Below are 14,981 nucleotides of genomic sequence, written 5' to 3'. Positions count from 1 at the left end.
GTAGCGCCTCGCCCGCGTAGCCACCGAGGCCAGCCCGATGCCGTCGCCCTCCCGCTTAGCCGAGCGCACGTCGCTCGACAGCACGCCGTCCGGCGCTGCGGCGGCCAGCGCGCGGGCGTCGGACGGCGTGCAGCTGTTGCGCACGGAAACCAGCACGGCGTTGCCCTCGATCCGCGCTTCGGCATCCACGAAGAGCGGGCGCGCCCCGTCCTGCGCTGTCGACCCGCGCCCGTCCGCTCCGGCTTCCTCGCGCACCGCGCGCTCGCAGGCTTCCACGGCGTTCTCCAGCAGGTTCGCCATCGCCATGCAGAAATCGGCTTCGGGCAGTGGCAGGCGCTCGGGCAGCGCGAAGGCCAGCGACACGTCGGCACCGCAGGCTCGCGCCCGCTCGGCGAAATGCGCGGCCACGGCGTCCAAGGCGAAGTTGAGCGCGTAGGCGCCCGGCTCGCGCTGCGCCTGGCCGGCTCCCTGCTCGTCGAGGTACGCGCGCAGGCCCTGCACGTCGTCCTCGTCGGCGAACGATCGAATGACCAGCAGTTGGTGGCGGAAGTCGTGACGGGCCTTGGCGGTGTCGCGCAGGGTGCGCCGCAGGCTCCGATAGCGCTCGTGCTGCAGCTCTTCCAGCTGGGCCGCCTCGCGTAGGCGCGCGTTCTCCATGACGGTGCGCAGGGCCGAGAACAGCATGAGGTATGACGCCACCATCAGAAACGCCAGCACGCCCACCGCCAGCGCGTACAGCGCATCCGAGCCGCTCGACAGGAACTCCACCGCGTACGCGAACATATACAGCGCGTTCGCTGCGACGAAGAACCCCGCGGGCACCGCGGCCAGGCGCCGCCAGAGCGCGGGGTCGTCCACCTGCTCGACGCCCCAGCAGATGGTGCGGGCGAACAGCGGCGCCAGCACAAGCGGGCCCGCGGAGCACACGACGGCGTCCAGCACGCGCCGCGCCCCGAAGCTCCATTCCAACGCCACTGTGCGCAGCAGCACGTCGTAGGCGAGGATGGCGATGGCGACGGCAGTCGCGGCGCTGAAGAACACGAACAGGCGCTTGCCCCACGGCAGCTTCGTCAGCGCGGCCAGCGACAGCAGCGAGACGGCCAGCACGGGAACGGTCGCCCAGACCCCTTCTTCGCCGGCGAAGGCCGCCACGCCGATGCCGCAGGCCAGGCTGACGGCGGCGACGATACCCAGCGCCATGCCCACGGTGGCCCCAAGCGAGAAGCGCAGCCGCCCGCGCACGGCCAGCAGCATGAGGAAGAACATCGCCAGGAACGTGGGCGCGTTGCGCACGACGTACCACAGAACCCCTCCGGCAACGTCCTCTCCCATGGAAGCCTACCTCCGCACGTGGGTGAACAGGTAGTCGAAATAGCGGCTGCGCGCCTCGGCGCGCGACGAGCGGCGCACGGGCAGCTTCGAGCCGTCGTCCATGAGGAAGCAGCCGTCGTCGGTGAGGTCGTCCACGTGGGCGAGGTTCACCATGATGCCGCGGTTGCACGCGAACAGCTGTGGGTACGGCGCCACCATGTCGGCGAGCCGGCCGAACGACTGGCGCCAGCGCAGCGGCCCGTTCGCGGTGCTGAGGTTCAGATAGTGCCCGTCGGCGGTGATGGAGCGCACCTGCGACAGCGGCACGTTGATCACGGCCGACCCGTCGTGGATGCGCAGCATGGTCTCGTCCCCGGCGAGGCGCTCGATGGCCTCGTCCAGGGCGGCGGCGATGTCGTCGGGCGTGAACGGCTTGGTCAGGTAGTGGAACGCGCGCACGCGGAACCCGTCCACGGCGTGCTCGCTGGACACGGTGGTGAAGATGATGAGGCCGGGGTAGTTCTCGCGCCGCAGCCGCTCGGCTATGTCGATGCCGTTGGCGCCGTCCAGGAAGACGTCCAGGAACACGAGGTCGAAGGCGAGCGCGTCGGTCGCCTCGAACAGGTCGTCGCCGCCGTGGAAACGGCATAGCTCGCAGGTGCGTCCCCGCTTGTCCAGATGGGAGCGGATCGCGTCTTCCAGGGTTTTGGCATCGGGCGCGCAGTCGTCAACGATGGCGATTCTCATCGGTCTCTTTCTTCGATACATGCCGGCAGGGAGGGGTTCGCCTGAACGGCGCATATCGGTTATACGGCGCGTCATGGAACCTCCTTTCCATTTTGGCGGTATCGTCGAAAAGCGACGGATGTTTTCGTGCCAGATCGGCGCGTTTCGTGCCAGACTGTGCATGGACGGAAATCGCCTACGTGCGGTCGGGTCGTCTGGCGAACAGTATAATGCAACGCGCCGCCCTGGAGCGGACGGGTGGACGGACGGAAAGGGAAAGATGGCGATGGAAGGGGATCTGCCGACGTTCGTGCTGCGCTTGGCCGGGCTTGTCGTTGCGTTGTTCATCATGTACGCGTTGACGGAGAGCCGCTTCGGCCGCGCGACGACCTTCGTCGCGTTCGTCGGCGGCGTGGCGCTGATCGCGTTGGGCAACTTCGCCGTGTTCTCGCTGGCTGGTCCTGAGACGTTTCTGAGGTTCTACCCCCTGACCGGCAACGTCGCAGCGTTCGCGCTGCTGCTCGGCATCGCGCGGCAGCGGCCGCTGGTCGTGGCGTTCACCATCCTCACGGCCATCCAGTTGAACGCCGTCATCGGGATGCTGGGGCATGCCGCGTCGCTGACGGTCGATCCGACGCGGGCCTTGGCGGTCAACCTGGCCGTGCGTGCGGTCCTCGCCGTGCCGTTGGTATGGGCGACGTTTCGCTTCTTCCGGCCGTACTATCTGGAGGCCGCGCGCACGATGCGGCGCGGATGGGGGCTTCTGTGCCTGATACCCTTGGCGTTCTACGCTTTGTTCTACATCGTGTACATCGTGGGCGCGGTGGAGGGCGAGGGTATGCGTATCGCCATCGTGATGCTGGCGCTGGCCATGGCGCTGGCCGGTTACGCCATCGTGTTCGTCGCCCTGCGCGAGCATGCGCGGCGCACGCAGCTCGCCGAGGCGCAACGGCTGTTGGAGGAGCAGGCGAGAGCGTTCGAGCGGCAGATCGAGGCCGTGCGCGCCTCCGACGAGAAGATGCGCCTGCTGCGCCACGACCTGCGCCATCATCTGGGGATCGTCGCGACGCTCGTACGCGCCGGCGAAGACGAAGAGGCGCTCGCCGCGCTGGGAGGCGTGGACGAGGCGGTGGAGGAGGCGGCCGTGCGTCGCTGGTGCGAGAACGCAGGGGTGAACGCCCTACTGGATTTGTACCTGGGCCGCGCCATGGCCGCCGGCGTCCAGGTGGAGGCGTCGTGCGACGTGCCGCGCGACCTGCCGGTGAACGCGCTCGAGTTCGCCGGCGTGTGCGCGAACGCCGTCGAGAACGCCGCAGCCGCTTGCGCCGACCAGCCCGCCGGCGAGCGTCGACGCATCGCGGTGCGCATCGCGAGCGAGCCGCGTTTGGCGCTGGAGGTGGAGAACACGTGCTGCGGAACGGTGCCTCTGAATTCCGAGGGGCTTCCGGAGCCGCAGCGGCCGGGCCACGGCGTGGGCGTGCGCAGCATCGCCGCCTTCGCCGAACGGCATGGTGCGCATCTGACCTGCGAGGCTGCCGAGGGGATGTTCCGCCTGCGCCTCGTCCTGCCGAGCACCCTTTGATCGGATGCGTTTCGTGCCATAGGAACCCCTTTCGTGCCTAAGAACGGTTTTTACCTTCGCACCTCGGTAAACTTTGCTTGAAGTGTGTTTCCTGCGAGAACGAGGTGCGGTATGGGTCAAGTGTTGAAGCGCGAGCACGGAGGCAGGCGGGCGGCGTTCGCGGCGCTGCTGACGACGGGCATGCTCGCCGCGTTACTCGCGTTGACCGGAATTGCAGCCCCGGCGCCCGCCTACGCGGCCGACCAGCTGAAGGGCACCGGCACGGCCGACGACCCCGTGCTCATCTACACCACGGACGACCTCATCGCATGGTGCGACAGGCTGAACGCCATGGGCGAGGTTCAAGAGCGCCAGCAGCACGCGCGCCTTATGGACCACCTCGTCGCTCCTGGTCCCGACGGCACGGTGCACGGCGGCGCCGTCACCGACGACGTCATCGACGAGATGAATCACCCCGACCTGCAGGCGGCGGAACTCGACGGCAACGGCCACGCGATCGAGCTCCAGCTCACCAGCGGCGAACACGGCGCCCTGTTCGCAACCGGCGGCCAGCCCGGCGGCACGGGCACCACGAAAGTCAAAGACCTCCATTTCGTCGGCTCGACGAAGCATGCGAATGTGGATCGCGGCGATTCCGCAGCCACGCTGTTCGAGACTATCGGCGCCGAGGGCGACACCTCCAAAGACCGCCAGCTCAAGATAGAGGATTGCACGAACCAAGCGTCCGTATGGGGCGACCAGGCGTCCGGCGGCCTCATCGGCTCGTTCTTCGACAACGGAACCGGTAGCATCGTCATCGAGCGCTGCGCGAACTTCGGCGAGATCATGTCCGCGGAGGGGCATGCCGGCGGCATTGCGGGCAGCATCGTGCAGTTGGGCGACACGGACCGTAAGGGCCGCGTGAAGTACTGCACGAACGACGGCCTGGTCAAGTCGATGGGCGGCTCGTTCAAAAGCAGGTTCGGACACGACGGGAAAAGCGATAACGGCTCGAACGACAAGCTCGGCGGTTCCGCCGGCGGCCTGGTGGGCTACCTGTCTTTCACCGAGGGCGTCGGGTTCGGTTTGGGGACCAGCTACAACCGGGGAAGCATCTACAGCTTCAGCGGCATCGGCTATACCGGCGGCCTGGTGGGATACCTGGACACTCGCTACAATAGCTGGGTTTACGTTCACTCCTGCTACAACAAGGGCTCCGTTCAGCCCAACGCCACAACGACGCAGTACGCCGCCGGCCTGTTCGGCCATGCCGTGTCCACGCAGATCAGGGAGTCGCTGACCGTGACGGAAAGCGCGCCGTGGGGCTCCGTCAGCGATACCACACGCAACGGCACTTTGATTTCTTCGGGTGAATTCAGCCGCGGTTACGCCACGGATTACTTGAACGACGACATGTACACCGGCTCCAAGAAGCTTTCGGGCGTCGGCGAGGGCAAGAATGTCACGGTAACGTTCATAGACCCCACGGACGGCTACACCTTTGAAGAGTCCGTTGAGTGGAACGAGACCACGTCTCTGAAGACGTTCTCCTCCAAGATCGAAGGCTACAGGTTTGCCTACTGGACGCCCGATCCGCCCGACGAGGGCGGTTTCTGGAGCAACCCGCCCCGGGAGTTCAAGTCCTCTGATGCCAGCGACCCGGGCCAGCGCATCTACGGCGGGGACGTCACGCTGTACGCTTACTACGAGCCCTCCGTGGCTACCGTGGAGTTCGACTTGAACAGGCCCGACGGAACCGGATACAGCTGCTCCATGAATCCGGAAAACGGGAAGAAGACCGTCGTGAAGGACGAGCCGGTGGGCGCGCTGCCCACGGCCACCTGCGTCAATCCCAAGGACAAAAACGACACTCGCGCATTTCTTGGCTGGGCGACCATGAAGGACGGAAACGACCCGAAGGCGGAATGGATCAGCGAAAGCTCCGATAACCTGTACGATTACCGAGACGACGAAAACTACACCGTCACGCTGTACGCGCAGTGGGCCGAGGCAAGCCTGCCGTTCGAGATAACCCGTCAGCCCGAGAACTGCACGGTTCCCGCCGTTGCCGAAGGCGTAAGCCATGAGGCTTCCTTCGATTTCTATACCACCTACTCGACGAGCCCTTCGTACGGCTATTGGGCGCAGCTGCAGTACCGGAAGGACCGGAAGAGCGAATACAAAAACGTCGAGAACCTGCGCCTCTCCGCCGCCCCGAACCAGTTCTTTTTCGACCTTGAGTCCTCTAAGCAAGCCGAAGGGGACTACCGCATCAAGATAGAGTATTACGAGAACGGCAACACGATGGGCACGCTCTACACCGGTTCCGCGAACATCGTGATGGGCGTCCCGCAGTCGGAAGCGAAGGTGACGTCCATCGCGCTGAGCGAGTACACCATCTTCAACGATGACAGCGCAAGAGACGAGGTTATGGACACAGAGTCCTACGACGTCAAATTCAAGATAACGAACGATTCCCTCCAGACGCTGGTGGGCGACAAGACGGGTGAGTTCAGGCACCGGGTGTGGATAGAAGGCGGCCCCAGCAACACCTCTCCCGGAGACGATATGTACCTGGACAACGAGCTTTCCGGCACGCTGAAATACCAGCATTTGAAAGAGGGGCAAACCTACACGCTGTGCGTGTCCCGCCGGTTTTACCATTCCAACATCGACGGTTCCGGCTACAAGGGCGAAAGCGAGCCGTACCGCGTTCCGTTCACGGTGCCCTACGCTGACAGCATCCCGGCCGAGATCGGAAGAGTGCTGGTGACGGAGGAGCCTGTGGTGGAAAACGGTGTAGTGCTCCACTGGCCCTCCTCCGACAGCAACGTGAACGTCAACGCCCCGTTCAACCTGGCCTCGAACGTGAAGTACCAGCATGCGCAGCCCGACGACCGCCAGGTGTTTGCCCAGTGGCAGTATTACGTAGGCAAGAGCGGTTGGATCGACGTGCCCGACGAGCTGTTCGCCAAAGACGAGCAGGGCAACCCGATTCGCGGCGTTGCGTGGAAAAGCGATCGCAAAGAAGCGCGCGCGTACGCTACGCTGAACGCCGAGGCGAAGCTGAACGGGGCGTACTTCCGGGTGAAGCTGTCCACGCCGCCGGCGGCCGTCGACACGATAAGCGAAAAGTCGTATAAAGAGCTGAACGTGACCGTTCCCGAGCCGGAGATAACGAACGTCGAGGTGACGAACGACACGCATGTGAAGGCTGAGTGGGAGTGGAAAGACGCTTCAGGGCGCACGGTCCCGACCGAGGGCTACTATGTGAACATCGAGCGCAAAGAGGACTCGGACAACTGGGTAGAGGTTGACCGCAACCGGGTGTATGGGAACACCTATGAAGTCACGCTCGACCCGCAGCACACCCAGCAAGAGCACCGCGTATACGTGCGCGCCGACACGGACGGCCTGAAGGGCTCGTCCGCGAAGCAGGATTTCGCTACCAGCGGCAAGGTGGGAATCTCGTGGGAGAACGAATACGCCATGTGCTACCTTCCTGGCGACCATAAGAGTTCTACCATCAGCGTGGACTATGACTGGGCGGACTACAACGACGGCAAGCATGTCGTCCAGTACACGTGGATGCTCAGCAAAGAGAAGTACGTCGACACGGCGTTCTACGACTTCGTCACGACCGAAACCGACGAGGTGAGGTTCCCGGAGGACTTCGAGAGCCCCGATCAGCCGTGGGATCCGAGGGAAGCGCAGTGGGTGTGGGTGCAAGCCATCGTGATGAACCTTGACGACGAGGGCAACCCGACGTACGGCATTTCGGAAACCATGAGGACATCGGCGACCCTTCCCGTCGTCCACAACACCACCAAGCCGCAGAACCTGGACGTGAAGGATATCGGGTCGCACAGCGTGACGGTTTCCTGGGACGCGCCTGCGGAGGGCTTCACGCGCGAATACGAGGTGGACCTGGCCGGCCACAAGCGAATCGTTCGGGCGGAAGAGGGCAAGACGCACTATGAGGCGACGATCGACGATCTGGGCGGTTCTATTTCCTATGACGGCCTGTACGTGAGCACCGCCGATTCCCGCAAGGCGAAAAGCACTATCGCCACAGCGCAATACAATGACGGCGAGCGGATCAAGACGCTGCCCACCCCCAGGGTGGGCACCTGGACGGCTGCGGCCAACGTCAGCGAGGCCGACCTGGGCGACGAGCTTAAGCTTTCGGCCGTGTACACGCCGGAGAGCGGGAAATTCCCGAATGGCGATGTCGAGGTGCAGTGGTACTCCTGGCGCGAGGGCGACAAGGATTGGCAGCCCGAGGGCGAAAAGGTTAGGTATAAGGGCGACGGCCAATCCCACACGGCAACCCTGAGCCATACGGTGACCTCCGCCGATTACGGGCGTCAGTGGAAGCTGGGCGTGAAGGCGAGTTCGCCCGACGAGTCGGTAACGGGAGGATCGAACGTCGTGACGGTGGCCATCGCGCCGCCCGCGCCGACGGATGTCACGTGCGACGCGCCGACGCCTGCGAGCATCCCGGTTTCGTGGATGCCGGTTGCGGATGCCGAGGGGTATCAGATCAAGTGCGCGAAGCTGGATGCCGACGGCAATCCGGTGAGCGCGACGACGTACTCGGCGGCTGCGAGCAGCCTGACGCCGGACGATACCGGCAAGCTGCGCTACGAAGTGCCGAACCTTGAACCGGACACGGCCTACCGGGTGAGCGTCGCCGCGTTCGCGCATGGCGTGACCAGCGACTTCGTGGCCGCGCCAGACGTGACGACGCTGCCGACGCCCACCATCGACGCGCCCGTGTTCTCGCAGGTTCCGAAGTCGGTGCAGGTGGAGGCCGGCAAGGATGCGACGTTCACGGCGCAGGCCGGCGTGGGCGACGGCGGTGCGATCTCGTACGCCTGGCAGCACAAGGGCGTGAGCGAGCAGGAGTTCACCGCTGTCGAGCCGGGCGACAAGGACGCTATCGCCACCGACCCGGCCACCGGCCTGACGACGCTCACGGTGAAGGGCGTGGGCGCGGAGCAGGTGGGTGCATTCCGCTGCGTGGCGACGAATAGCAACAGCGGCCAGACGGTGAGCGCTGCCAGTGCAGCGGCTTACCTAGCCGTGACTCCCGTTAAGCCGACGGATTTGAAGTCGCGGGCGACCAGCCCCACCACGGGTGAGGTTACCTGGAAGGCAAACGGCGAAGTGCGTCGTTTCGTGGTGCGGTATTCGCGTGTGAAGTTCAATGGGAAAGACGTTGTAGAACCCGAGCGCTCCATGGTTGTCACCATTCCCGACGACGCCGCGGAAGGCGCATGTCAGCTTGATGGGCTGGAGCCCAACTCGGAGTATTCTGTCTTGATAGACGCCGCGCCGCAGGGAGGGTTCATTGCTTCGGGCAGCCAAGTAGGAACGTCCTTCACCACGCCGCTTGCGAGCGGGCTCGAGACGGCCACGGTGTCCCCGGACAAGGAGCTGGTGGAACCCGGCGAAACGGTGACGTTCAAGGTGACAACGAACGTGGACGGCATGTTGCCGGAGCAGCTGGAGTACCGTTGGCAGCGCAACGCGTTCGGCGAGGCGTGGGTCGACGTGGAAGGCGAAGACGGTGCGAAGAAGGAACTTTCCGTCACGGCGCCCGAGGGCGGGTCGGTTGACGGCTATCGCTGCATCGTGACATCCACGAGAACGACGATCGGCGAAAACGGCAAGGTAGTGGGCATCGACCAGAAGAGCGTGACCAGCTCCACCGGCTTGCTGCTGACGAGTGTTCCCGTGGCGCAGCCCGTGCAGCTTGCGGCCGAGCCGGACATCGTCTCGGTGCATCTGAGCTGGGCGAGCAACGACGTGCGTCCCGTCACGTACCAGGTGCAGTATGCGGAAGGCCCTAAGCCGAGCGAGAACGACTGGATAACTGTGGACAACGTGGGATCCAGCACGTCGTGCGACGTGGAGGGCTTGAAGGCGAACACGGTGTATTCCTGGCGCGTCCAGGCCGTGGTGCGCGATGAGCTGCAGTCCGAGTGGGCTCAGGCCGATACGTTCACCACGCTCGAAGAGCCCAGCGCGCTGGCCACGGTGTCGGTGACGCCGCGCTGGGGCGAGGCTGTGGCGGGTACCCCCGGAAACATCGTGTACACGGCGATGACGAACTTGGACGGCGTGGAAACCGACGAGACGCTGTCGTATCTGTGGCAGGAGAGCGCGACCGGTGATGAGTGGAAGGATATCGAAGAATTCTCGGGCACGGCTGCGAAGTTCGCCACGTACAACGCGCCTACGGTGAATACGAAACCGCGCTCGTGCCTGTACCGCTGCGTCGTGACGGCCAGCAAGGGCGGCGATGCGCTGAAAACCATAACCAGCGAGCCGGTCGGCTTCAGAACGACGGCGAAGCCCCCTACCTCGTTGCTGGCTCAGGACATAACGGCGGCCACAGCGGATCTGTCGTGGGAGGGCTCCCTTGTCGACGGGCTGTCCTACCGCGTGTTCTGGCGCGCATCGGGAGTCGCCGAATGGGCTAGCTCGGCCGACCTGACGGAAGCGAAGTATACGCTGAACGGCCTCATGCCCGCCACCACCTACGAGTGGTACGTGCAGGTGATGGACAACAGCGAGCCTTCGGCATGCTCGGCCACGTCGTTGTTCGTGACGCAATCGTTGTCGCCGATCCCTCAGCTCACGCGTGTGGTGGTGGGTCCGGTGGACCAGACGCCCAGCGCGACCGAGAAGGCGAAGCTCACGGCGTACACGAACGTGGACGACATGCTGAGTACAGGCGCGACCATGACCTACAAGTGGGAGAAGCGGGATCTGGGTTCGAATCCCGATGATCCCAATGCATGGACGACGCTCGAAGGCAAGACGGCGCGCGTGATAGAGCTTGGTGAGGGCGCGGTCGGCTATGTGCGCTGCACGGTGACGTATGCGCCGCCTACCAGCGTGTTTGCGCAGCCGCTGTCCAACACGTCGGTGATCAGCACCAATGAAGCGCGCGTGCGCGTCATGCCTGCAGCACCGAGCGGCCTGACGGTCAGCAACATGAATCAAACGACCGCTGCCATCAGCTGGACTCAAGGCGCGAGTGGCGTTGCATTCGACCTCACGTATCGCGCCGTCGGCTCGAGCGAGTGGATCAGCGCAAGGATAGATTCGGGGAACGCCCTCCAGCTGACCGACTTGAAGCCGGGCACGGTGTACGAGTGGGCCATGCGCTCCGTCGCCTACGGCGACAGCGCCGAACAGTTGTGCAGCGACTGGGTGACAGGTCCTCCGTTCACCACCCTGCCGGAAGAGATCGTGTTCTCGAGGGTCGAGGTCACGCCGAGCGCGAAGAGCGTCATGGTTGACACCAATCGCACCATCGAGCTCACGGCGAAAACCGATGCCGATAGCGACCACGAGCAGCTGACCTACCAGTGGCAGCGCCTTGATGGCTCCGATTGGGTGCCGGTGGACGGTGCGACGGATGATGCGCTGCAGGTTTCCGCGAAGGGCCTGTCGGTTGGCGCGCATACCTATCGCTGCGAGGTCACGGCCACGCGCGGCGTCAAGACGAAGACGCTCGACAGCAACGAGTCCGTCGTAACGGTGATGCCCGCCGCGCCGACTGATCTTTCCGTCTCCGATATCCATAGACTTTACCCTGATGATCCTAATCATACGAATGTTGAGGCCACGTTCCACTGGGCGTGGGACGGTGCCGTCGGTCAGCAGGACGAGGTGCAATTCGAGCTGAACTATCGAAAGATTGCAGGAGACGGTGCTTCGGTGGAGTGGAAATCGGTAACGTTCGACTACGACGAGAGCATGGCGTACGTGATGTCCTCGTTGGATGACGAGGATCTCACCTATCAATGGCGCGTGCGGACCGTGCAGAACGGCGTGGCATCGCCTTGGTCGGAGGTCGAAACGTTCAACACCACGCTGAAAGAGCGCGATAACCTCGATTGGGTGGAGGTGACGCCGTCCGACAATCTGGCAAGCGCGACCGAGGCGGTCACGCTCAAGGCGACCACGAACGTGGACGGCAAGGTGGATCCTGGCACCCTCGCGTACGCGTGGGAGCAGTGCGAACTCACGGTCGATCCTCGCGATAAAAAGACAACTTGGACGACAATCGCGAACGAAACAGCGGACACGATAACGCTTCCTGTCGACACGAACCGCTACGTGCGCTGCAAGGTGACGCAGACCATCGACGGCGTGGCCGGCAACCCGGTGGACAGCAATCCGGCGCGCGTGCGCGTTGAGCCTAAGCTGCCGTACGATCTTTCCACATCGATATACAGCAATTTTAGCGACAACCCCGGCATCACGCTTCGTTGGAAATGCGACGACTCGCGTAAAACGACCGATACGGTGCTCGGCTTTGACTTGAGCTATCGTAAGGTTGGCGCAAGCGAGTGGGTGGAGGTGCCGTGGAAGGCCGGATACCATCGGGGGAACGGTTCCTACACCTTGCTTCCCAATTATCTGGAGCCGGATGCAACTTACGAATGGCGCGTGCGTACCGTGCTGAATGATAATATAGAAGGTTGGAAGGGCGGTCCCCATACGGAGTGGGTGGACGGTCCGAGGTTCACCACGCCGAAGGTCGCCGCCACGCCGATGAGGGCGGCGGCGGTTATCGGCAACGGCCGCACCCTCGAGTTCACGGCCATGCCCAATACCGTCGTAACGAACGACAGCCGCGAGAAGAAGTACCAGTGGGAGCGCAAGGAGGGCACGAGTTGGGTATCTGTGCCGGACGCGACAAGCGAAACGCTGAGCATCGTAGCAAACGACGCGACTGCGGCCGGAACGAGTAGGTATCGTTGTAAGGTGAGCGTGGGTGACGCTTACAATGTGTATAGCAGCGAGGTCGCCTGCACGCTCGCGCCCGCCGCGCCTGCCGGCCTGGCGGCATCGGGCATCTCGTCTGACGGGGCTGAGCTTTCCTGGACGTGGGAAAAGGGCGGCTTGTCGCAGGCCGACGAGTTCAAGGTTCTTTATCGCGAAAGCGGTGCGAGGGAGTTGACGACCGCTACGGTTGCGGGCAATGCTCGCGAGTTGGTGCTTGAAGGCCTGAAGCCCGAGACGGTCTACGAGTGGCGTGTGCAGGCCGTGCAGAACGGCGTGGAGTCGCTTCCGTCGTTCGCGAACCTGTTCGTCACGGCCTCGGAGCATCCTGCCCTGAAGCTTGAATCGGTGCTGGTGGACCCGAGCGACCAGGCGGTGGAGCCGAATGCGTCGGCTACGGTGAAGGCCACTACGAACCTCGACGGTATGGTAGGCGAGGGCGAGCTTGCATATATGTGGGAGAAGCGGGCGCTCGATTCCGATCTCAACGATCCCCATGCGTGGACGAAGATCGTGAACGAAACGGGCAGTAGCGTGACGCTTCCCGTCAAGACGAGCGGTTACGTGCGCTGCCAGGTGACGTACACGGCCGACGGTTCCGCCCCGGTGGCCAGCAACGAGGCATCGGTGCGCGTGCAGCCTGCCGGTGTTCCGACCGGCCTGGAAGTGAAGGATATCGGCGACACGACGGCGACGTTCACATGGGGCGGCGCGCTGCCTGACGGCGGCTCCTTCACGCTGCTGTACCGGACGGCTGGCGCGGACGCATGGATCACGGTGCCGAAGCTTACGGCATCGCCCTGCACCGCTACCGACCTTGCTCCCAACACGAAGTACGAGTGGCGCATGTGCGCGGTGTCGGCCGACGGCGTGGCGTCCGCGTGGGTCGATGGCCCTGCGTTCACCACGACGTCGCCGGACGGCATGCTTGGCAGCGTGGTCGTTGCTCCCGAGCGCGTGGATGCGGTGGCGGGCGACAGCGCGCTGGTCGACGACTTCCTCGCCAAGGCTTCCGGAGTCGGAGAGGGCCAGTCGCTGGCGTACCAATGGCAGGTTCAGCTGGCCGGCACGTGGACGAACCTGCCCGGCCAGACGGGCGAGCGCACCCATCTGTCGCTCGCCAACCTGGAGGCGGGCGAGTACTCCCTGCGCTGCGTTGTGACGGCGACGGCGCCGGGCGGCAAGTCGAAGACGATCGAGAGCAGCGAGGTGACGCTGGCGCTTTCGCCGGCAACGCCGAGCGGCCTTGACGTGCGGGAGGCGACGAGGGATACGGCGACGCTTGCGTGGACGTGGGCGGGGCCGGGAACGGTCGATTCGTTCAACGTCCGGTACCGCGAGGAGGGTGCAACGGATCTGGATTGGGTTGCTGTGCCTGCGGAAAAGATCGATCCTGCGAGCATGACCTGCACTATCGAGGGTCTTGCGCCCGGCACGTCCTACGAGTGGCAGGTGCAGGCCGTACAGGGCGGCCAGGTGAGCAAGTGGGCCGCCAGTGGGTTCGTCACGCAATCGGGCGGGTCGCTCAAGGTCGCGCGCATATGGCCGCCCGACGTGGCGGTTGCGGCAGATGAACAGGCGAAGTTTGCGGCGTTCACGAACCGCGGGGATGCCGATGATGTCTCGTACGAATGGCAGTACCGCTCGCTCGGTTCTCCCGAGGACGCGTGGGAGACTATCCCCAATGCGACGGGTCGGATCTTGAAGCTTGATGCCAACACCACCGGCTACGTGCGCTGCGTGGCCACGCAGGCGCCCCCGAGCGCCGGGGCGGCCGAAGTCGCCGGGGCGGCTGAGACTCCTGAGACTCCTGAGGTGGCCGACGTGGCCGAGGTCGCCGCGTCGAATGAAACGCTGGGGATGAACGAAGCTCCCGAGGCGAACGAGACGAACGAGCCGCTTGCGGTGACCGAGGCGGATGAAGCGCCTGAGACGAACGAGGCGCCCGGAACGCCTGAGGTTGCCGAAGTTGCCGAGACGTTCGCGGCACCGGAGCCGGTCGTCGTGGTCAGCAACCAGGCGCGCGTGCGCGTGACTCCCAGCGTGCCGAGCAGCCTTGCGGTGGGCGAGGTCGGCTTCACGGACGCCGCGCTTTCGTGGGCGGCCGCCGATGTGGACGGCGCGGCGTTCTCGCTGGCGTACCGTGTTGCCGGCAGCTCCGAATGGACGGAGATTACCGGTCTGACTGTTCCTGCGTGCGAACTGGACGGTCTCGTTCAGGGCGCCTCCTACGAGTGGCGCGTGCAGGCGGTCTTAGGCGAGGGTGACGACGCTTTGGCGTCGGCGTGGGCGTACGGCGAGTCCTTCACCACGCAGACGATGAAGGCCTACCAGGTGACCGCCGGCGCCGACGGCACGTGGAAGCCGGGGCAGCCGGGTCTGGCGTTCGCCATCGACGCGCCGCGCGACAAGTTCCTGTCGCTGGCGGTCGACGGCGCTGAGCTCGCGCTGGGCACTGACTACACGGTTTCAGACGAGGGTATGACGGTAACGCTGTCGCCCGACTACCTGGCCAAGCTCGCCGAGGGCAAGCACGAGCTGACGGCGACGTTCGCCGACGGGGCGGCCTCCGCATCGT

4 protein-coding genes are annotated in these 14,981 nt (G+C 64.6%); 2 read left to right on the top strand and 2 right to left on the bottom strand.

Features of this window, described 5'->3' with window-relative positions; all coding sequences use genetic code 11:
* Together ACMO6A_RS08565 and ACMO6A_RS08560 are read right to left on the bottom strand one after the other, a co-directional pair.
* Positions 1-1,332, bottom strand: a 1,332-nt coding sequence (locus ACMO6A_RS08565; RefSeq protein ID WP_418471108.1) for a sensor histidine kinase, incomplete at its 3' end; no start/stop codon positions are given.
* Positions 1,333-1,338: 6 nt separating this feature from the next.
* The gene (locus tag ACMO6A_RS08560; RefSeq protein ID WP_009608757.1) at positions 1,339-2,058 is read right to left on the bottom strand and encodes a LytR/AlgR family response regulator transcription factor; all 720 of its coding nucleotides are present in this window, start codon (positions 2,056-2,058) and stop codon (positions 1,339-1,341) included.
* Positions 2,059-2,323: 265 nt separating this feature from the next.
* Between ACMO6A_RS08560 and ACMO6A_RS08555 the strand changes: the two genes are divergently transcribed.
* Positions 2,324-3,619: a GHKL domain-containing protein gene (locus tag ACMO6A_RS08555; protein WP_009608722.1), complete on the top strand. Its 1,296-nt coding sequence runs from the start codon at positions 2,324-2,326 to the stop codon at positions 3,617-3,619.
* 111 nt (positions 3,620-3,730) lie between these two features.
* Positions 3,731-14,981, top strand: an 11,251-nt coding sequence (locus ACMO6A_RS08550; protein ID WP_418471107.1) for a fibronectin type III domain-containing protein, incomplete at its 3' end; no start/stop codon positions are given.

The sequence above is a fragment of the Eggerthella sp. genome, assembly GCF_048329335.1.
GTDB classification, from domain to species: Bacteria; Actinomycetota; Coriobacteriia; order Coriobacteriales; family Eggerthellaceae; genus Eggerthella; species Eggerthella lenta.
This window is presented reverse-complemented; position numbering and strand designations above follow the sequence as displayed.

What these genes read in the sequence shown, in the direction of transcription:
- ACMO6A_RS08560 (WP_009608757.1), bottom strand. Translation starts at nt 2,058, where the DNA reads ATGAGAATCGCCATCGTTGACGACTGCGCGCCCGATGCCAAAACCCTG.
- ACMO6A_RS08555 (WP_009608722.1), top strand. Translation starts at nt 2,324, where the DNA reads ATGGAAGGGGATCTGCCGACGTTCGTGCTGCGCTTGGCCGGGCTTGTC.